The sequence below is a fragment of the Mesorhizobium sp. P2_E7 genome (genome assembly GCF_056403855.1).
In genome coordinates this window covers 1,446,196-1,463,607 of record NZ_JBFUER010000001.1, presented here as the reverse complement: position 1 = coordinate 1,463,607, position 17,412 = coordinate 1,446,196, and the positions used below count along the sequence as shown (strand labels likewise).

Here is a 17,412-nt window from a genome sequence, read left to right as displayed (position 1 = left end):
ACGGCAAGGGGGCACTATGGCGCAGTGGGGAAGGGGCGCGGCCGCCGTTACAGGCGAGGTCGTGCCGACAAAGCTCGGCAAACGTTCCGTTATACTTGCGCTGGCCGCCTTCGCCGCCGGAGCGGTTGCGATCGCCATCATGGTGGCGATGCCGAGCGACGCATCGCAGCTTGCGCAGGGCGTTGCGACGGGCTTCTTCATGCTGGTGTTTCTGCTTGCAGCCCCGGTGGCGCATGTCGCCGGCGTGGTCTTCGGTGTGATGGCGCTGGCGCGCTCCAACGACAGTCGCGGGCTTGGGCTGCTGGGCATTGTCCTGAACGGGCTGTCGGTGGCGGGCGGGCTGGCGCTGCTGGCGGCAATGGCATCGACGATCGGCGCTTTTACGTGATTGCGCGCCGGCCGCAGCCTTGCTGCTTGTCGCGGTCTTGGTACCGCTTTGGTTGATCTTCTCGTCACTTACATGGAAATGCGCCAGGCCGATCCGGCGCCCGCCCGCGCCAAGCCGGCAGCCGGCGTCTCGGTTGCGCTGGAGAGGCTGGACAGCGCCAGGTACATCAGCCTCTACCGCGCCGTGGGCGAGCCTGTGCAGTGGGACCAGCGGCTGCGCATGGCCGCTGAAGACCTCGAGCGCCTGCTGGCGCTGCCCTCGACACACATCCATGTGCTGCGCGTCGAGGGCAGCGCCGCCGGCCTGTGCGAATTCAACGGCGTTGGCCAGCCTGACGTCGAGCTGGTCCATTTCGGGCTGGTTCCCGCCTTCCATGGCTGCAGGCTCGGACCGTTCCTGCTCGACCGGGCTCTTCGGGCCGTCTGGTCGCATGCGCCGCAAAGGGTCTGGCTGCATACCGACACCTATGACCATCCGGCCGCGCAATCGGTCTACAGCCGCGCAGGTTTCAAGTCGTATGAGCAACGCATGGAAACTTTTCCGGACTAGCCGGCTTTCCCTGCAGAGTTTCTGGTCAGTCAGCCGCGAGTGCCTCGATCGAGCGCGCTATGTTCAGCCTCGCCTGCGGTTCAAACCGCTGCCGGAACTCATCGGTGTGGAAGATGTGGTCTCGAGCGAGGAAAGTCTTCAAGACAGCGCCGCGGCCGGCGCGCCACATCGGCTCCTCGACCCAGGCATACTCCCTTCGGACCGCACGCTCATAGGCGTTGAACGCAGCCGGCGCGGCGCCCAGGATCGACAGATCCATGTCGAGGAACAGGCTGGCGTCCCGGATTGCCGCCGCATCGTCGAACGACGGCAGCTGGTGCGTTGATGTGGCGAGGATCATTGCGCTGATACGGCTCAGGCGCTCCGCGTCGGTGCGTCCAGCCAGGTCTTTCTCGGCGAGGGCCGCACTTTGCGCCTCATTGTCCTTGACCTTGCTGTCATAGACCGCGTCATGGAACCAGATCGCTGCCTCGACGGCTTCGGGGTCATGCAGCGACGCGCGATAATCCTTGGCCAGCGCCAGCATCGCCTCGATATGCCTGAGGTTGTGGTAGTGGCGGTCTTCGGCCCGATAGAGCGCCGAGAGTTGCCGCTTCAGCGGTTCGTCGATCAAGTGCTTGTCCTTCGAGCTTGTCATCTGTCCAGTTAACCGATCTCAGCCCCTCGGAGTCAAAATCAATCATTTGGAACCTTGCGCGGGCAGGGGCTCTGGGGAATGTTGCCATTCCATCTCAACTGAGGAGGCTGACATGACGAATACCGTGCCGGGAACGATCGACATGAAGCTGGAGGCCGTCATCATTGCCGTTACGGATGCTGAGCGGTCCAAACAGTTTTATGGCGGCCTGGGTTGGCGGCTCGACGCCGACTTCGTCGTCGGTGATGCGTTCCGGGTCGTGCAGTTCACGCCACCGGGATCGCCGTGCTCGATCCATTTCGGCAAGGGCCTGACGACAGCCGCGCCAGGTTCGGCAAAAGGACTTTACCTCGTCGTATCCGATATCGTCGCCGCACATGCCGAACTCGTGGCGCGCGGCGTCGAGGCGAGCGAGGTGTTCCACCGTGCGGGGCCCGGGCAGCCGCCGGTCAGCGGCAGGCATCCGGAAGGGCGCAGCTATTCCTCCTATGTCACGTTCAGCGACCCGGATGGTAACAGCTTCATCCTGCAGGAGATCACCCAGCGTTTGCCCGGGCGCGTGGACGCAGGCGACACGGTATTCACCTCGGTGGGCGAAGTTGCGGCAGCACTTCGGCGCGCGGCGGCGGCACATGGCGAGCACGAGAAGCGGACCGGCGGGCAGCATGACGTCAACTGGCCCGACTGGTATGCCGAGTACATGGTGGCGGAACAGGCCGGAACGCCGCTGCCGACCTGAAAGGTGGCGTCATCGGCGCCGCGAAGGCCCGTTTTCCGGTTCTCGGGGATCAAGGGTTCGTTTTCCATGGCGGCTTGAATCCGCGTGAACCAAATCCATTTGATCAAGCACTAAGGAAAATTGAGTTCAATCGTGCTATGATCTGGCCTATATGTGCGGCCGGACAACAAGCCGGCAGGCCGGAGACGTCGATGAACAGCATTACGATTGCCCGCCCAACAATGGTGCAGCCGGTCGATCCGATCTGGCGCTCGATCCGCGATGAGGCGATGGAAGCGGTCAACCGTGATCCGCTGCTCGCAGCGTTCCTCTATTCGACCATTCTCAACCAGGAGAGCCTGGAAGAGGCGGTCATCCACCGGCTGGCCGAGCGGCTTGCGCACCAGGACATCGGTTCCGACCTCATCCGCCAGACCTTCAAGTCGATGCTGGCCGACGACAAGGAGTGGTCGTCGATCGTGCGTGTCGATATCCAGGCCTATTACGACCGCGATCCGGCCTGCGACCGCTTCATCATGCCGGTGCTCTATTTCAAGGGTTTTCACGCAATCCAGACGCACAGGCTGGCGCATTGGCTGTGGAACCAGGGCCGCAAGGATTTCGCGCTCTATCTGCAGAGCCGCTCGTCTTCGGTGTTCCAGACCGACATCAACCCGGCCGCCCGTATCGGCAAGGGCATCTTCATCGACCACGCCACCGGCCTTGTTGTCGGCGAGACGGCGGTGATCGAGGACGACGTGTCGATCCTGCACGGTGTGACGCTGGGCGGCACCGGCAAGGCCGGCGGAGACCGTCACCCCAAGATCCGTTACGGCGTGCTGATCGGCGCCGGCGCCAAGATCCTCGGCAACATCGAGGTCGGACATTGCTCGAAGATCGCCGCAGGCTCGGTGGTGCTGTCGCCTGTGCCGCACAACAAGACGGTTGCAGGCGTGCCGGCCCGCGTCGTTGGCGAGACCGGCTGCGACCAGCCTTCGCGCCAGATGGACCAGCTTTTGCCGTCGCAGTCGATGGACCAGGTCGTCAGCTTCGACATCTGATTTGCACGATCCGGTGTGCCGGGCTTGAAGTCCGGCTGCCGGCGCTGTTGCCCCTTAACTTCGCGTTCTATCCAGCCGGCTTGCCTTTACATCGCCATTGTCGACGTGCCAGAAGCGCGTTCCAACGAGCAAGCCCGACGATCGGAGAAGACTTTTGAAGCCGGACGAAATCAGAAAGCTGGACGCCTATTTCAAGCGCGTCTTCCAGAATCCCAAACTCGAAGTGAAGGCGCGGCCGCGCAAGGAAGATTCGGCCGAGGTGTATGTCGGCGACGAGTTCCTCGGCATCGTCTTCAAGGACGAGGACGACGGCGACTATAATTTCTCGATGGCGATCCTCGACATCGATCTGGCCTGAGCCCGGTCCGGCACAGACTTTGGCGATTGGCGGCAGTCTGTGGCGCCTTCGGGCGGAGCAGCGGCGTCGCGGAGACCCTGGGATCCATGCCGGGACATCGGCCCAGGAATGCGGCGGTCCGGGACTACCTTCCCTGCTCTTCCAATAGCAAGTTCTACACCCGCTGCGCCGCCGAAGGGCGGGTCCGCGCGGCTTTGCGCCCGCTCCGCCCGTGGATGACGAAGCGGCGTTATCTCGCTGCCTTGAGGACGTCCGTGGCCTTGGCGACGATGGCCGCGTCGAGCGCCTGCCAGTTGCCCAGAAACTCCCGGGGAAAGCGGTAGGTCAGGCTGAGGCTGTCGCCGACCTGGATGTCGCGTTCGCAGGGCGCCAGTGATTCCTCGGCTGTCGGTCCGCTCAGGCAGCGGGCGACGAACGGATCCTTGCCGGGGCGGCCGGCAACCGCAAGCACCTCGTTGAGATAACCTGATTTCTCGCTGAAGCCGTAAATCATCGTGCCGCCGGGGCCGGGCGTTCCGGGCTGGTCGATCAGCGCGCTGTAGATCGGCGCGAAACGGCCGCTCATGTCGCGCGACATCATTTGCGGTTCGAACGACAGGAAGATGATGTTTTTGGCCGTTCCCGTGTGGTTGAAGTCGTCGCGGGCAGCTTCGCTGTAACCCTCCATCTGGGGATAGCGCAAATAGAGGTCGAGGCGCGAAGCGAGGCCGTCGCGACGCGCCTGCAGGAAGCGGATAGCGTTGGCCGGCACGGCAATGACATTGTTGCCGATCACCACACGGTGAATCGTGGTGTCGTCGGTGTAGCCCGCCATGGCTATCGAGCGGCCGAACCATTTTCCGCCAAGGCTGATCGCCAGCGACAGCAGTGCCAGTGCTGCAAAGGCATAGAACACCCGCTTCATCAGGACGGAATCGACGACGCTGAATTCTTCGGCGGTCGCTGCCTGCTTCATCCCAATCCCCCAATCACCGCCCTCTGTCCTTGGACGGCACACATGCCGCGGCATGGCTCTTGCACCGCGACTGTCGGATGCGACTGTGCGATTTCATGGTAAACGGAAGGTAAAGATGAGCCTGCTGCTGCCCGTTCTCTTCGCTTTTGCCGTCGGGCTTACCGCCTGCGGGCTCACCGGATCCGTGATGGAACTGGCGGCGGGCCGCCGGCTTGCCTTTGCCGAGCCCTATGTGTCGCCGTCGCATATCCTGCGCTCGCTGGCCGCAACCGCTTGCGCCGGGCCGTTCATGCTCGCCAACGATGCGCTGGATGCGCGGCGCGAGGGCCGTATTTCGACACTGATGCTGATGTCCTGTGGCTGCACCGTGATGGCCTGGGCGCTGGCGCAGGGCATCGTGCTGATCGCCATTGCCTCGTGGGGCATCGATTCACCAGGAGCGGTTCAGCTTCTGGTGGAAGCGCTGGACCGGTATCCGTCTTGAACTGAAAACCGCTGAGCGGCTTTCCCCAGGAGAAACCGTTGCGCGATTTTGCCGGCATTGTTTTAGGGTTCGTTCCGACCTGAGACGAATCGGAGACAAAAAATGCCGACCTACGCGATCGACGGAAAGGCGCCTCATTTCGAGGATGCCGACTCGAACTGGATTGCGCCCGACGCGACGCTGATCGGCGACATCAAGGTCGGCCGCAATGCCGGATTCTGGTTTGGCGTGGTCATCCGCGGTGACAATGAGCCAATCGTCATCGGCGCCGACAGCAATGTCCAGGAACACACGGTGATGCACACCGATCCCGGTTTTCCCCTGACGATCGGGCAAGGCTGCACGATCGGCCACCGCGCTCTGCTGCATGGCTGCACGATCGGCGACAACAGCCTGATCGGCATGGGCGCCATCGTGCTGAACGGCGCCAGAATCGGCAACAACTCGCTGGTCGGCGCCGGCGCACTGGTTACCGAAGGCAAGGAATTCCCCGACAATTCGCTGATCGTCGGCTCGCCCGCGCGGGTAATCCGAACGCTGGACGACGCCGCAATCGCCAGGCTGCGCGTCTCGGCCGCGCACTACGTCGCCAACGGCAAACGCTTCAAGGCCGGGCTGCAGAAGGTTTGAGGCCAGCGTGACCGGTCTCCCGGTCGCGGGCGGTTTCATTGCGTCCAACTCACCGTCTGCCGGAGCCGCGCCCGGCCATCGCATCGCGCAGCAATGAAGCGCCGGCCTCAAAGCCGGCATTGTCTGCTTCCTCGAGGGGCGTCGTATAGTCATCAATCCGCGTTTCGAGCGCCGGGTCGGCGCCTGCGGCCAAAAGAAGGCGGATCGCATCGACACTGCGGATGGCCATCGCATAGTGAAGCGGCGTCCAGTCGTTCACGCCCCGCATGTTGGGGTCGGCGCCACCGTCGATCAGCACCCGGACGATTTCCAGCCTATCGGTTCGGTCGGTGGACAGTGCGGCAATGATTGCCGGAAACCCACCGTGATCGTGATAATTCGGATCCGAGCCGGCATCCAGCAAGGTCGAGATGAACCCGGCCGGGCTCCAATAAATCGCATATTCCAGCGGATGCCCGAGGCCGAGCTCGAACGGCATGCGCTCGTCGAACCAGCGGGGCGAGCCGCCCAGTGCCACGCCGAGTCCCTCGAAATCACCGGCCTTGAACGCATCGTCGATCGCCTTGAACAGACGATGGCGCTCGCACCGATCTTCCGGGATTTCCAACATCGCCGTGATCCAGAAGGTGAGACCAACGGCATATAGTGCTTCGATCTTCTGTGTCTGAAAAGGTGTGTCGCGATCTTCAGGTGCGCCTGACGGCTCGATGAGGTCAGTGACCTTTCGATATCAAGCGTTCATCGTCGTTTTGAGGGCGCATTTCTTGGCAAATAGGAACTGGCCTTGGTAGTGGGTCATTTTGAAATCGAGTCGGCGACAAGCGCCCGTCATCCTACTTGGCGATACGAGCATGAAGCGCAGCTTTATCAATCTTGTCCTCAAAGCTCGAAATCAGTGTGTATGAATCGGCCTTTATCGCGGTTATCAAGGGGATAGATTTGTCGCGATAGAGAGCGTTGGCTTCGTCGATCTTGCCGTCCGCAAGCAGGTCATGCACGTCAATTGCCACCGCGCATAGAGTCTCGACATTATGATGGATATCTGAAAACCGTTTCAGTTCGTCCTCAGACACGCTTTTGTTTCGCTGTACTGCTTTCTTTGCATAGATCAGTCCCGGCTTTAGTCCCACCACCATTTCATGTAGTTTAAGGTTTTCTATCCGCTTCGTCCCCATCGATGCTGCGGTTGCTGGGTCATAGCGCGACCAGCCCCCATAGGCTGCGAGCAGCGCAAGAGTTTCCAGATAGATGACCCCCTCGCCGTACCTTTCCATTTTGTATGTTTGACTGATCACTTTCTGCTGCTGACCAATGACCTGGATCGTGTCGTCGGACGCCGTGGTTTGTGCACTGACCGGGCGAGCAAGTGTGAGAGCCAGCAGCAGGAGTGCGAGGGTTCGAGCAGTCCGTAGAGCGAATGGAGAGAATAAGCGCATTTGCCACCTCCCAACGTTCAAACCATCATCGGTCAGCATAGTGCGATGACGGGGCATGAATAATCACCCTCCGACGGGAGGGAAAAGACAGTATCAGATTTATCGCTTGTTGTATGGCCCGCGAGCGGTCGGGTTTTCGGCTTCCTTCGCTTCGATCAGCGCAACGATATCGCCAATCTTCCAAAGCTTGTCGGTCACGCTAGCGGCCATCGCAGGCGTCATGCGTAACGTGGATGCGAACAAAATTGTATTACGTGAAGTGGGGCGCCACGGCGTCGCATGAGCCTACCTTCTTGGAAAAGCCGCTGGTCAGGCGGGTGAAGCGGCGCATGTGCAGTAGAAATGGTGGAGCCGGCCCGGGGACGGGGCCGGCTCCTAAAACCCGGTCGTTGGGGACGGGGAGGGTGGGGACTCGACCGGGCTTTCTCGTTGCGTCCTGAGCGGACGTATCTCTTGTTTCCGCTGCCTTTAGCGGGCGCGATTTCTTGTTTCCGCGTCCTTAGCGGACGCTGGCAACCGCGTCGGCGCGGCCGTCGTTGATCGTTACCCAGACGCCGGAATTCGTGTCGGACTGGCGCTTCAGGTAGGTGTAGTCGGTGTCGGTCCAGGACAGCACCTTGGATTCCAGGTTGTCGAGGATGAACTCGCCAAGGCTGGTGCGCACGGTCAGCACCGCATGGCCGTCGCCATTCGGCTGGCGCGCCACGGTCATCAGCAGATTGCCGGCCGGAACGCCGAGCGCCATCAATTCGCGACGCTTCTCCAGCGCATAGTCCTCGCAATCGCCGAAGCCGCTGTCGGGATAGGACCAGACCTCTTCCTTGCCCCACATTTCCATGTCGGTGCGCGGCACGATCCGGGTGTTGACCGAATTGTTGACGTTGACGATTGCCGCCCACAGCTTGCGGGTCAGTTCGACCGGCGCCTGCTTGGGCGTGCGCTGCGCGCATTCCTGCGGCAGCTTCTGACAGAATTCGTAGTGACCGACCGGCTGTGTGGTGCGGCCGCCAGTGTGCATGTAGGCCGGCCCTGCTGCTTGCGCCGTTCCCCAAGCGGAAAGCTGCATCGCCATTGCCAAGAGCAACAGCTTGCCCCACGTCTTCGCCATTTGGTCAGTCTCCCCGTTTGAGGAGACAATGACACGGGTCGATTTATTTCACGCAAAAACCCGAAGTAGACATTGAGTAAAACCCCAATAGAATAAGCGTAAAATTTGATCTATTTTAATATAAAATCGTTCAGGTCTCGACGCAAAAGTGGAGTGTCGGGGGTGCGGAGGTGCCGCACCGCTACAAGCAGAACATGCGGAATGCCGGTAACAAAAAAACCGGCCGCGAAGGGCCGGTTCGTTTTTTACCGCGTGTTGCCGATCGTTCACGCGCGCGGCGCGTTGAACTCGGAATCGAGCGTTTCCGGGCGCTGGATGACAGCGAATTCTATGGCAACGCCGTCCTCGAAATGACGCACCACCTGGCCGCGCATTGTGCCGAGCATCACCTGGATACCGAGCGCCGGCTTGACGTCGATCTCGACCGCGGCGCCCGACAAGGACAGGTCGATGATGCGGCACTGGTACTGGCGCCCGTCGGTGAGCTGCAGCACGCTGGTCGGGTTGCGCGGCGCCACGCGTTCGTGACGACGGTCTTCCGGCAAATCGAGCTCGTGCTTGTTGGCGAGCCAGGTCAATTGCGCGGCAAGCTTGTCCTTCTTGCGGTCCGAGGCAATGACGGTCATGGCAAAGCCATCTTGCGAGGTGCGCGTCACCACGCCCTCGATGCGGCCGATATGATCGATATAGGCAATGATTTTTTCGCCCGGCATGCCGATACGCTCGGTGCGCAGCGCAACATTGCCCGGCGACATGTCGATCACCTGGCACGGGTGTTCGGTGCGGTCCTCCAGCATGAACCGTCCGTAGATCTTGACCCGGACGCGCTGAAAGTTACGCCTTTCGGCGCGGGACGGCGCATATTCGACCGCCGCTGACCTCATGACTGCCTACACCCCGTTGGCATTCCCGCGTCGTGCGTGGAACTTCACGCCAAAACGCTACAGCAAATCAGGTTAACAAAGGGGAAAAGCGGGCCGCCAATACTTAAGATCGTGCCCGGGATTTGAGCCTAAAGTTTGAACGGACTCAGGCCATTCAGGCCATGCGCTTCAGGCTTCCATTTTTATGTGTGTCGTTTTCTCAAATCGTTTTCTAAAAATCGGACCACTTTTGAGCGACATGCATTATCCCTCACGCCCTCCCTCGAACACGACGAGGTGGCGGATGCGTCGCGACCGACCGAGCGCCGAGATGGTTTCAGGTGCTTCGAGCTCGGTGGGAGCCAGTGAGGGAACGGATATCTCCGGCCGGTTTTTCAGGAACATCGGTTCCTTGTCGGGATCGATAACACGGATGGTGTCGATCAGCGCGTCGGTGATCGGGTCGGCGCCCAGCCAGAACGGCTTTTCGACGGCGCTGATGACGCCGAGGCAGCGCGGGTTCTCGACGCCGCCGTCGAGCGGCAGTGCAAGCAGTTCGAAGCGGTTGGAACGGCCGTTGCGGCTGAACCCCTCATAGGTGATGAGGACAACGGATTTCTGTTCGAAGACGCCGTGAATGAGCCGCGACACCAGCCGCTGGTCCTTCCCGCGCCACAGCGAGGGAAACGAAAAGCCCTTGAGTTCGCGGCCGTAGCCGGCACAAAGCCTGGTGCCGGCAAGGCGGAACACCGCTTCGCCGCGCGTATCCCTTTCCAGGATGAATGTGTCGGCCAAAAGCGTCTTGATATCAGCCGGTTCGACCTCCGAACGCCTTGGGGCAGGACGCCGATCACGCAGCCGGTTCCAATAATGGAACAGCGTGATTGATCCGTTCTGGTTCATGTGACGAAACTCCGCGCATTCTGCCGTCTGATGGTCCCATCGGTGAACAGAAAGGGCGCCCTCCGATGACCTACATGCGTTCCGGAGCAGGATGCGTGCCAGCGTCGTTAACACTTGTTCACGGGTCGGGAACGTTAAGGTTAACAAGTGGTTTACGTTGCGCGCCGACGGTCGTCATGGCACATAAAAACCACTCCAGAAGCGGTCGTTTCGCAACGATCGGCAGCACTTCAGTCAAGAGTTTTAGGGGAGTAGGGGCCTCGACCAGCCGTTCAAGGGAAACCTTGGACGGCTTCTTTTTGATTCGCGCCCGGTGATTCGCGGTCGAGACGCGTTGCGGCCAGCGAGTAGGCGAGCGATACGCGCCGCCACCAGCTGGATCCCTCCAACTGATCCCTCGCTTACGGCCAGGGGGCGGCCAGGGATATCGTCGGGAGGCTGGGCTACCTGTCTTTCCTGGCCTAACCGCCGCTGATTGCCGTCAGGATAAAAACCTCGGTGCCGGGCGCGAGCCTGGTTTCCAGGGTTGCCTTCTCGCCATCGACGAAGACGTTCATATGGCGGCGGATGGCAGGGCGGGAATCGCACATCCGGTCGCGCATGCCGGGCCAGAGCGCGTCCAACCCGTCGATCATTTCCCTTACAGTCGCGGCCGGCAGTTCGACCCGGCGCGGCGCGCCAGGAAACAGGTCGACGAGCACGCCCGGGAGCCGCGCGATGACATGGTGCACACTGCGGGCGGGGTTTTCCGACATTTGCCCTACTCGCCCAACACCATCGTCTCGACGGACAGAATCGTGGGCAGATGCTGAGCGATCTCCGACCAGTTTTCGCCTTCGTCGGCACTGGCAAAGAGCGAGCCGCCGCTGGTGCCGAAATAGACTCCGGCCGGCTCGAGGCTGTCGGTCGCCATGGCCTGCCGCAATACACCCGCATAGCAGTTCTCCTGCGGCAGACCCTTGCGCTCGTCGAGCCATGTGGCGCCCGCATCCTGCGTCTTCCAGACCGCCGCCTTCGCGTCCGGCACGTAACGGCCGGCGCTGTCGCCGTTGAGCGGCAGAAGGAAGAGCGTGTCGGCGTCGCGCGGATGCGTGGCCGCGGGAAAACCGAAGGTCGAGGGAAGGCCCTTCTCGATGCTCTGCCAGTTCTTGCCGCCATCGTCGGAGCGGTACATGCCGCAATGGTTCTGCTGGTAGAGCCGGTCGGACTTGCCGGGCGCCATCACCAGACAGTGTACGCACTGGCCGAATTCCGGATAGTTTTGTCCTTCGGGCAGGAAGTCGGCGCGGGTGCCACGGTTGCGCGGCTCCCATGTCTTGCCGCCGTCCCAGGTGTGGAAGACGCCCGCGGACGAGATGCCCACCCAGATCTTCTCCTCGTCTTCGGGATGCGTGACGATGGAATGGAGGATGAGGCCCGCGCCACCCGGGTTCCAGTCCTTGCGGCTTGGGTGATGCTGCAGGCCCTCAATGTGGCTCCAGGTGGCTCCGTCGTCGTTGGAGCGAAACAGGCCGGCCGGCTGCACGCCGGCATAGAGGCTGCCGTTGCGCCTGGCGAGGCTCCACACCGCCTTGATCGGTTCTTCGCCAGCCGCATAGGCCAGGCCCTCGCTGGAATGCGTCCAGGTCTGGCCAAGGTCGTCCGACTTCCAGACCGCCGGACCGAACCATTCGTTGCCGCCGGCGCCGTAGATCGCGCCGGTCTCGGGGTCGCCGACGACATGGTTCATCGGCCAGTGCTCGCAGAACGGACCGCGCAGCTTCCACGACCCGCGCTTGCCATCGCTCTCGGCGATGAAGGCGCCTTTTTTCGTACCGATGAGCACGAGGATTTTTTCTGACATTTTCTCCTCCCGATTGCGTCCCTTTCAACAAGGACGGCGGAGCGCGGGCCCAGCCGACAGAGCCAACGACTTTTTTGCAGTCTAAACCCGTCGAGGCCAAGGCGAGAAGATCTGCCGCCCAAGGCAGTTTCAACCGAAGCATCCTTGCTCTAAAGCTCGCGGAACGAATCCCTGGACCCAAGTGAATGAGCGAACCGACAAGTCCTGCTGAGACCGAACAGACCGAGGAGACGCCGCCGCCGCGCCGCGAGCCGGTGTTCAACCTGCCACCGGTGGTGCTGGCGGTGATCGGCATCTGCGTCGCCGTCTTCCTGTTGCAGCAATATGTGCTGACCGAGGAGCAGCAGATAACATTGCTCACCGACGGCGCCTTCATCCCCGTCCTCTACACCGGCCAATACGGCTTCGACTGGTTCCTCTTCACCCGTCCGTTCACCTATGCCTTCATGCATGGCGGCCTTGCCCACATTGCCATCAATATGGTTGCGCTGGCCGCTTTCGGTTCGCCGCTGGCCAACCGTCTCGGCTGGTTCTGGTTCGCCCTGTTTTTCGCCGCCACCGGATTGGCCGCGGTGGTGCTGTTCTGGGCTGTCCATCCCTACGGCGAAGCGCCGCTGGTCGGCGCCTCCGGGGCGATATCGGGCATGATGGGTGCGGCGGCGCGCTTTGGGTTCCGTACCGACCGCTCGTCCGGCGGGGCTGCCTTTGCCGGTCCCGTGCTGCCGATCGCGATCGTTCTGCGCATGCGCGGCGTCGTCAATTTTCTCGGCGCCTGGATGGTCATCAATCTCGTCACCGGCCTTTACGGTCTCGGGCTCGGTGAGGTCGGCCAGATCGCCTGGGAGGCGCATATCGGCGGCCTCGTTGCCGGCTTCTTCGGATTGCGCTGGTTCGACCGGCGCTGGCAGGCGCCTGAATGGGAAATCCCCGAGAAACAGCGCACCCCCGACGAGCGCTCCCCCCACTAGCGCACTTGAAATGCAGCCGATCACGGCGCACGATGTTCACTCTTATGTGAAGCCGGTCAGGGGGGAGCTGGCTAGCCAAGCAGGAGGAGGAGGAGGACGCCATGACGGTTAAGGCAATTCTCGAGAAAAAAGGCCATGACGTGTTCACGCTCGGGCCAAATGAAAAGCTGAGCGAAGCCATTCGAATCCTGGTCGACCACAAGATCGGTGCACTGGTCATCACCAATGGCGATCGCAAGATCGTCGGTATCCTTTCCGAGCGTGACATCGTGCGGGTCGTTGCAAAGGAAGGCGCTGCCGCACTCGATATCGCGGTGCGCTCGGCGATGACGCCGAAAGTGAAGATCTGCAACGAGAACCACACGGTCAACGAGGTCATGGAGATCATGACCAAAGGCCGGTTCCGCCATCTGCCGGTGGAAAAGGACGGCATGCTCGACGGCATCGTGTCGATCGGCGACGTGGTCAAGCGCCGCATCGAGGATGTCGAGCGCGAGGCTGAAGAGATCCGGGCCTATATCGCAACGGCCTGACCCAAGCGACGAAAACCGCCGACCGGAATACCGGCCGGCGGAGTTATCTTATCGGTTGTCGAGTTCGGAGCGGACCAGCTGCAGTCCGCGCCTTGTGATGCGGTAGGGGCCGCCATCGCAAGACGAAACTGCCTTCCTCCGCCTCAGTTTCCGAAACAGATCGAGGTTGACGCCTGGATAGTGCCAGCCGTCTCGCGTCATGCATTTGACGTTGGCAATGCGTTTTTTCTGGTTCTTTTCGACTTCGATGCGCCCGCCCTGCGCGAGCAGGTGCAGGATGCGCTGTTCAGTGCGCGAAATATCCATGTGTGTCAGTTTCCGGGAAAACACAAAAAGCCGCCGCCGCGAGGTTTCGCGGCACGGGGTTCAGGTTTTTCTGCCCTGCCTCATCAAGAGGACAGGGCCTTACCGGGACTGAGCGTAAGTGGACATCCACTCTCCATTGGGATGGGCGTCCTATAGGCGAAAGCGGCTGAAAAGGCCAGCCTGCGGCTTTGGCCTTGTCTCTTTTGGTGGTTTGCACTAGCGAAGTTTCACGTCCAAATATGCGTCTCATGCATATCCGAGAATTCTAGGTACGCAGGCCACCATGACCCTCATCGATACCCGCACGCCCGACGCAAAACGCCTGATCCCCGGCGCCACCGGCGATTGGGAAATCATCATTGGTCTCGAAGTGCACGCGCAGGTCATCTCGGAAGCAAAATTGTTTTCCGGCGCTTCGACCGCTTTCGGTGCGGCCCCCAACGCCAATGTCAGCCTGGTCGATGCGGCCATGCCGGGCATGCTGCCGGTGATCAACGAGGAATGCGTCAAGCAGGCGATCCGCACCGGTCTCGGGCTGAAGGCGCAGATCAACCACAAGTCGGTTTTCGACCGGAAAAACTACTTTTATCCCGATCTGCCGCAGGGCTATCAAATATCCCAGTTCAAGCAGCCGATCGTCGGCGAGGGCACGGTGATCGTTTCTGTGGGCCCCGACCGCCAGGGCGAATTCGAAGACATCGAAGTCGGCATCGAGCGGCTGCACCTGGAGCAGGATGCCGGCAAGTCGATGCACGACCAGCATCCGACCATGTCCTATGTCGACCTCAACCGTTCGGGCGTGGCGCTGATGGAGATCGTCTCCAAGCCTGACCTGCGTTCCGGGGACGAGGCCAAGGCCTATGTCACCAAGCTGCGCACCATCATGCGCTATCTCGGCACCTGCGACGGCAACATGGATGAAGGCTCGATGCGCGCCGACGTCAACGTCTCGGTACGCCGGCCCGGTGGCGAATTCGGCACGCGCTGCGAGATCAAGAACATGAACTCGATCCGCTTCATCGGCCAGGCTATCGACTATGAGGCGCGCCGTCAGATCGCCATCCTGGAGGACGGCGGCAAGATCGACCAGGAAACGCGGCTGTACGATGCGGTCAAGGGCGAGACGCGCTCCATGCGTTCGAAGGAAGAGGCGCATGACTACCGCTATTTCCCCGATCCCGATCTTTTGCCGTTGGAATTCGACCAGGCCTATGTCGATGCGCTGGCCAAGGACCTGCCGGAACTGCCCGACGACAAGAAGGCGCGGCTGGTCTCTTCGCTGGGGCTGTCGACCTATGACGCCTCGATCCTGGTGTCGGAGAAGCCGATCGCCGATTATTTCGAGCAGGTGGCCAGCGGCCGCGACGGCAAGCTTGCCGCCAACTGGGTCATCAACGATCTGCTCGGCCAGCTCAACAAGGCCGGCAAAGACATTGAAAATGCTCCTGTCACACCGGAGCAACTCGGCGCCGTCATCGACCTGATCAAGGAGGGCACCATCTCGGGCAAGATCGCCAAGGATCTGTTCGAGATCGTCTGGAACGAGGGCGGCGATCCGCGCCAACTGGTCGAAAGCCGAGGGATGAAGCAGGTCACCGACACCGGCGCCATCGAGAAGGCGGTGGACGAGGTCATCGCCGCCAACCCCGACAAGGTCGAGCAGGCCCGCGCCAAGCCGACCATGGCCGGCTGGTTCGTCGGCCAGGTGATGAAGGCCACCGGCGGCAAGGCCAATCCGCAGGCGGTCAATGACCTGGTCAAGGCCAAGCTCGGTATCGAGTAAAAAGATGTTCGTCCGCACCGCTGGGGAACGCGACCTTGCCGCCATCCGCGCGCTGCTGGTCGAAACCTGGCATGCGACTTACGACGCCATCTATGGCGCCGAGCGGGTGAGAGAAATCACCGACGACTGGCACTCGATCGCCTCGCTCAAGGCGCGGCTGACGCGGCCGAATTCCGAGTTCCTCGTCGCCGATGACGGCAAGCGCATCGGCGGCATGGCTTTCGCCGCCGCTACGACGGACGCGAAGATCGTGCTGCTGAACCAGCTCTATGTGCTGCCCGCCTGCCAGCGGCAAGGCATCGGCCAGGCCTTGCTGGACGAGGTCGAGGCCAGCTTTCCCGAGGCAAACACCTTGCGCGTCGAGGTGGAAGAAGCCAACAAACCGGCCATTGCCTTCTATCGTTCCAAGGGATTTTTGCCGGCCGGCAGCACCGCCAATTGCGGCGGCGATTCGGGATTGCCGGCGCTGATCTTCGAGAAGCCGCTGGGATAGGTGGCTGGCGGCGCGGATCAGGCCGAGCGCAGCGGCGGCGTCAATTCGCGCATCAGGAGTTGCAGCTCTCGCTGGTCGCCAGTGGCGGTCTTGTCGAAGATCGTCGCCAGTTGCGACTTGATGGTGCCGTCCGAGACGCCACTCGCAGTCGCGATTTCACGCCGCGTCAGGCCGGCGAAGACATGGCCGGCGACGCGCCTTTCCGCCGCGGTCAATCCGAACAGCGCGGCGATCGCCTCCAGCGCAGGCACGGGAGGCGCGCCGGCGGCGGAGATGAAGATGGCGGCGGCGGCGCGTTGCGACATGCGGGCCGAAATGTCGCGTCGCGCCAGCGGCATGACATGCGCCACCGCCGGAGCCATGGACCGGACCAGGGGAATGTTGATGCCTGAAGGTCCGAGCGCGAATTCGTTGCGGGTGCCGAGCTGCACGGCGCGGCCAATCGCGGTGTTGGCGTTGGTGTAGGCGAAGGAGAGATGGCCGCGCACCGAGGACACCGAAGTGTTCTCCGTGAGCAACGCTTCGGCTGCCGGGTTGGCGAAGATGATCCGCATATCGTCGGCCACTATCAGGACCGGATGGTCGAGGCTCTCGATGATCGAGGCAAAGATGTCAGCCTTGCGCCGCTCGGCCTCGAACAGGTCGCCGATGGTCACTGCGCGCCGGACGTGAGGTGCCAGCGTCGAAATCAAGTCGAGATCCCTGGCCGAAATCTGGGGCCTGTCCTTGTCGGTCACCACCATCAGCGTGCCGGTGCGCGCCGGCTGCTTCATCAGCGCCACCCAGAAGAAATCGTCGAGCCGGTTGGGTTCAACCCACTCGCGCACGATGCGGCTTTCGATCCAGTCCTGCCGGGCGTCGGGGCCTTGCAGCGCATAGATGCTATCGACGGTGAACGGCATGTCGATGTCCATCTTCGGCAGCGCCTTGAAGAACGGCACTTCGGAGGCGTAGTCGCGCTGCAGCGGCTCGAGCAGGGCGGGATCGCCGCAACACATCGAAAACCGCGCCGAATTGCTTGATGTGTCGACGACCGCCAGCATCGCAAGCCGGCCGATCGCCAATTTGCAGATTGATTCAAGCGTCGACTGCCACCGACCGACATCGGCAATCGAATCGTAGATCGCCTCGACGATCTGCGGCAGAGCGCGACCGTTGATGTTGGGCTGGATAGACATAGAGCCTCGTTTGCATCGCAGCTTAGTGGCAGGTCACACATTATCTCTGCCTCAGGTAACACAACATTGCCGGGTACGCCGCGTCTGTGAAACATCTCACAGCGACGTTTTGGTGTGTTATCGCTATCAGGCCAGCCGATATGACCCTGAATGACCGCTGTTTACGGGCGCTCGCGCCAAGCTGCGATACAAATCAAAGTGAACGAATTTGGAATCTT

22 protein-coding genes and 1 pseudogene are annotated in these 17,412 nt (G+C 61.7%); 11 read left to right on the top strand and 12 right to left on the bottom strand.

Translation table 11 applies throughout. From position 1 onward, the window contains the following. Nucleotides 1-16 precede the first annotated feature (16 nt). Both AC1DYC_RS07470 and AC1DYC_RS07465 read left to right on the top strand, forming a co-directional pair. Entirely contained in the window at nt 17-388 is a 372-nt protein-coding gene (locus AC1DYC_RS07470) for a hypothetical protein (RefSeq protein ID WP_477405108.1), read from the top strand. Nucleotides 389-436: 48 nt separating this feature from the next. Next, nucleotides 437-937 carry a GNAT family N-acetyltransferase gene (locus AC1DYC_RS07465; protein ID WP_477405106.1) on the top strand — a complete coding sequence of 167 codons (501 nt, stop codon included), beginning with the start codon at nt 437-439 and terminating at the stop codon, nt 935-937. A 25-nt stretch (nt 938-962) separates the two neighbouring features. On the opposite strand, the gene AC1DYC_RS07460 is transcribed toward AC1DYC_RS07465, so the two are convergent. Further along, a complete protein-coding gene (locus AC1DYC_RS07460; protein WP_477405104.1) occupies nt 963-1,574 on the bottom strand; it encodes an HD domain-containing protein in 612 nt (203 codons plus the stop codon). 112 nt (nt 1,575-1,686) lie between these two features. On the opposite strand from AC1DYC_RS07460, the gene AC1DYC_RS07455 reads away from it, so the two are divergent. From AC1DYC_RS07455 to AC1DYC_RS07445, 3 genes are all read left to right on the top strand, one after another. Further along, the gene (locus tag AC1DYC_RS07455; protein WP_477405102.1) at nt 1,687-2,313 is read left to right on the top strand and encodes a VOC family protein; all 627 of its coding nucleotides are present in this window, start codon (nt 1,687-1,689) and stop codon (nt 2,311-2,313) included. 191 nt (nt 2,314-2,504) lie between these two features. Next, entirely contained in the window at nt 2,505-3,353 is an 849-nt protein-coding gene (gene cysE, locus AC1DYC_RS07450; protein ID WP_112563436.1) for a serine O-acetyltransferase, read from the top strand. 154 nt (nt 3,354-3,507) lie between these two features. Continuing rightward, nucleotides 3,508-3,711 carry a DUF3126 family protein gene (locus tag AC1DYC_RS07445; RefSeq protein WP_006200852.1) on the top strand — a complete coding sequence of 68 codons (204 nt, stop codon included), beginning with the start codon at nt 3,508-3,510 and terminating at the stop codon, nt 3,709-3,711. Nucleotides 3,712-3,940: 229 nt separating this feature from the next. Here AC1DYC_RS07445 and AC1DYC_RS07440 read toward each other — a convergent pair whose 3' ends face one another. After that, nucleotides 3,941-4,666: a hypothetical protein gene (locus tag AC1DYC_RS07440; protein ID WP_477405100.1), complete on the bottom strand. Its 726-nt coding sequence runs from the start codon at nt 4,664-4,666 to the stop codon at nt 3,941-3,943. 115 nt (nt 4,667-4,781) lie between these two features. Between AC1DYC_RS07440 and AC1DYC_RS07435 the strand changes: the two genes are divergently transcribed. Next, nucleotides 4,782-5,150: a DUF6949 family protein gene (locus tag AC1DYC_RS07435; RefSeq protein WP_477405098.1), complete on the top strand. Its 369-nt coding sequence runs from the start codon at nt 4,782-4,784 to the stop codon at nt 5,148-5,150. A 102-nt stretch (nt 5,151-5,252) separates the two neighbouring features. Further along, nucleotides 5,253-5,780 (top strand): gamma carbonic anhydrase family protein, encoded by a 528-nt coding sequence (locus tag AC1DYC_RS07430; RefSeq protein ID WP_477405096.1) that lies wholly within the window; start codon nt 5,253-5,255, stop codon nt 5,778-5,780. A 49-nt stretch (nt 5,781-5,829) separates the two neighbouring features. Here AC1DYC_RS07430 and AC1DYC_RS07425 read toward each other — a convergent pair whose 3' ends face one another. From AC1DYC_RS07425 to AC1DYC_RS07390, 8 genes and pseudogenes are all read right to left on the bottom strand, one after another. Continuing rightward, nucleotides 5,830-6,390 carry an ankyrin repeat domain-containing protein gene (locus AC1DYC_RS07425; protein WP_477405094.1) on the bottom strand — a complete coding sequence of 187 codons (561 nt, stop codon included), beginning with the start codon at nt 6,388-6,390 and terminating at the stop codon, nt 5,830-5,832. Between the two features lie 223 nt (nt 6,391-6,613). Next, nucleotides 6,614-7,273 carry a hypothetical protein gene (locus AC1DYC_RS07420; protein WP_477405092.1) on the bottom strand — a complete coding sequence of 220 codons (660 nt, stop codon included), beginning with the start codon at nt 7,271-7,273 and terminating at the stop codon, nt 6,614-6,616. Between the two features lie 42 nt (nt 7,274-7,315). Continuing rightward, a pseudogene (locus AC1DYC_RS07415) lies at nt 7,316-7,553 on the bottom strand (IS1 family transposase); the annotation flags it as partial. Nucleotides 7,554-7,715: 162 nt separating this feature from the next. Next, nucleotides 7,716-8,324: a transglutaminase-like cysteine peptidase gene (locus AC1DYC_RS07410; RefSeq protein ID WP_477281372.1), complete on the bottom strand. Its 609-nt coding sequence runs from the start codon at nt 8,322-8,324 to the stop codon at nt 7,716-7,718. 266 nt (nt 8,325-8,590) lie between these two features. Beyond that, entirely contained in the window at nt 8,591-9,208 is a 618-nt protein-coding gene (locus AC1DYC_RS07405) for a PilZ domain-containing protein (protein WP_477306333.1), read from the bottom strand. 243 nt (nt 9,209-9,451) lie between these two features. Then, entirely contained in the window at nt 9,452-10,090 is a 639-nt protein-coding gene (locus tag AC1DYC_RS07400; RefSeq protein ID WP_477405090.1) for a PAS domain-containing protein, read from the bottom strand. Nucleotides 10,091-10,551: 461 nt separating this feature from the next. Beyond that, nucleotides 10,552-10,845, bottom strand: coding sequence for a MoaD/ThiS family protein (locus tag AC1DYC_RS07395; protein WP_477405088.1), 294 nt, complete (start codon nt 10,843-10,845; stop codon nt 10,552-10,554). Nucleotides 10,846-10,850: 5 nt separating this feature from the next. Beyond that, nucleotides 10,851-11,933 carry a WD40/YVTN/BNR-like repeat-containing protein gene (locus AC1DYC_RS07390; protein WP_477405086.1) on the bottom strand — a complete coding sequence of 361 codons (1,083 nt, stop codon included), beginning with the start codon at nt 11,931-11,933 and terminating at the stop codon, nt 10,851-10,853. Nucleotides 11,934-12,118: 185 nt separating this feature from the next. Here AC1DYC_RS07390 and AC1DYC_RS07385 point away from each other — a divergent pair, with 185 nt between their 5' ends. Together AC1DYC_RS07385 and AC1DYC_RS07380 are read left to right on the top strand one after the other, a co-directional pair. Next, on the top strand, nt 12,119-12,901 hold the full coding sequence (locus tag AC1DYC_RS07385; protein ID WP_477405084.1) for a rhomboid family intramembrane serine protease: 783 nt from the start codon (nt 12,119-12,121) through the stop codon (nt 12,899-12,901). A gap of 101 nt (nt 12,902-13,002) precedes the next feature. After that, nucleotides 13,003-13,434: a CBS domain-containing protein gene (locus AC1DYC_RS07380; protein WP_112564313.1), complete on the top strand. Its 432-nt coding sequence runs from the start codon at nt 13,003-13,005 to the stop codon at nt 13,432-13,434. 48 nt (nt 13,435-13,482) lie between these two features. Here the strand turns inward: AC1DYC_RS07380 and AC1DYC_RS07375 are convergent, their stop codons facing one another. Then, nucleotides 13,483-13,740 carry a YjhX family toxin gene (locus AC1DYC_RS07375; protein WP_477405082.1) on the bottom strand — a complete coding sequence of 86 codons (258 nt, stop codon included), beginning with the start codon at nt 13,738-13,740 and terminating at the stop codon, nt 13,483-13,485. A gap of 283 nt (nt 13,741-14,023) precedes the next feature. Here AC1DYC_RS07375 and gatB point away from each other — a divergent pair, with 283 nt between their 5' ends. After that, the gene (gene gatB / locus AC1DYC_RS07370; RefSeq protein ID WP_477402160.1) at nt 14,024-15,523 is read left to right on the top strand and encodes an Asp-tRNA(Asn)/Glu-tRNA(Gln) amidotransferase subunit GatB; all 1,500 of its coding nucleotides are present in this window, start codon (nt 14,024-14,026) and stop codon (nt 15,521-15,523) included. 4 nt (nt 15,524-15,527) lie between these two features. Next, on the top strand, nt 15,528-16,016 hold the full coding sequence (locus tag AC1DYC_RS07365; RefSeq protein WP_477405080.1) for an N-acetyltransferase family protein: 489 nt from the start codon (nt 15,528-15,530) through the stop codon (nt 16,014-16,016). A gap of 17 nt (nt 16,017-16,033) precedes the next feature. Here the strand turns inward: AC1DYC_RS07365 and AC1DYC_RS07360 are convergent, their stop codons facing one another. After that, nucleotides 16,034-17,194, bottom strand: a complete 1,161-nt coding sequence (locus AC1DYC_RS07360; protein WP_477405078.1) for a helix-turn-helix transcriptional regulator — start codon at nt 17,192-17,194, stop codon at nt 16,034-16,036. Nucleotides 17,195-17,412: the final 218 nt, after the last annotated feature.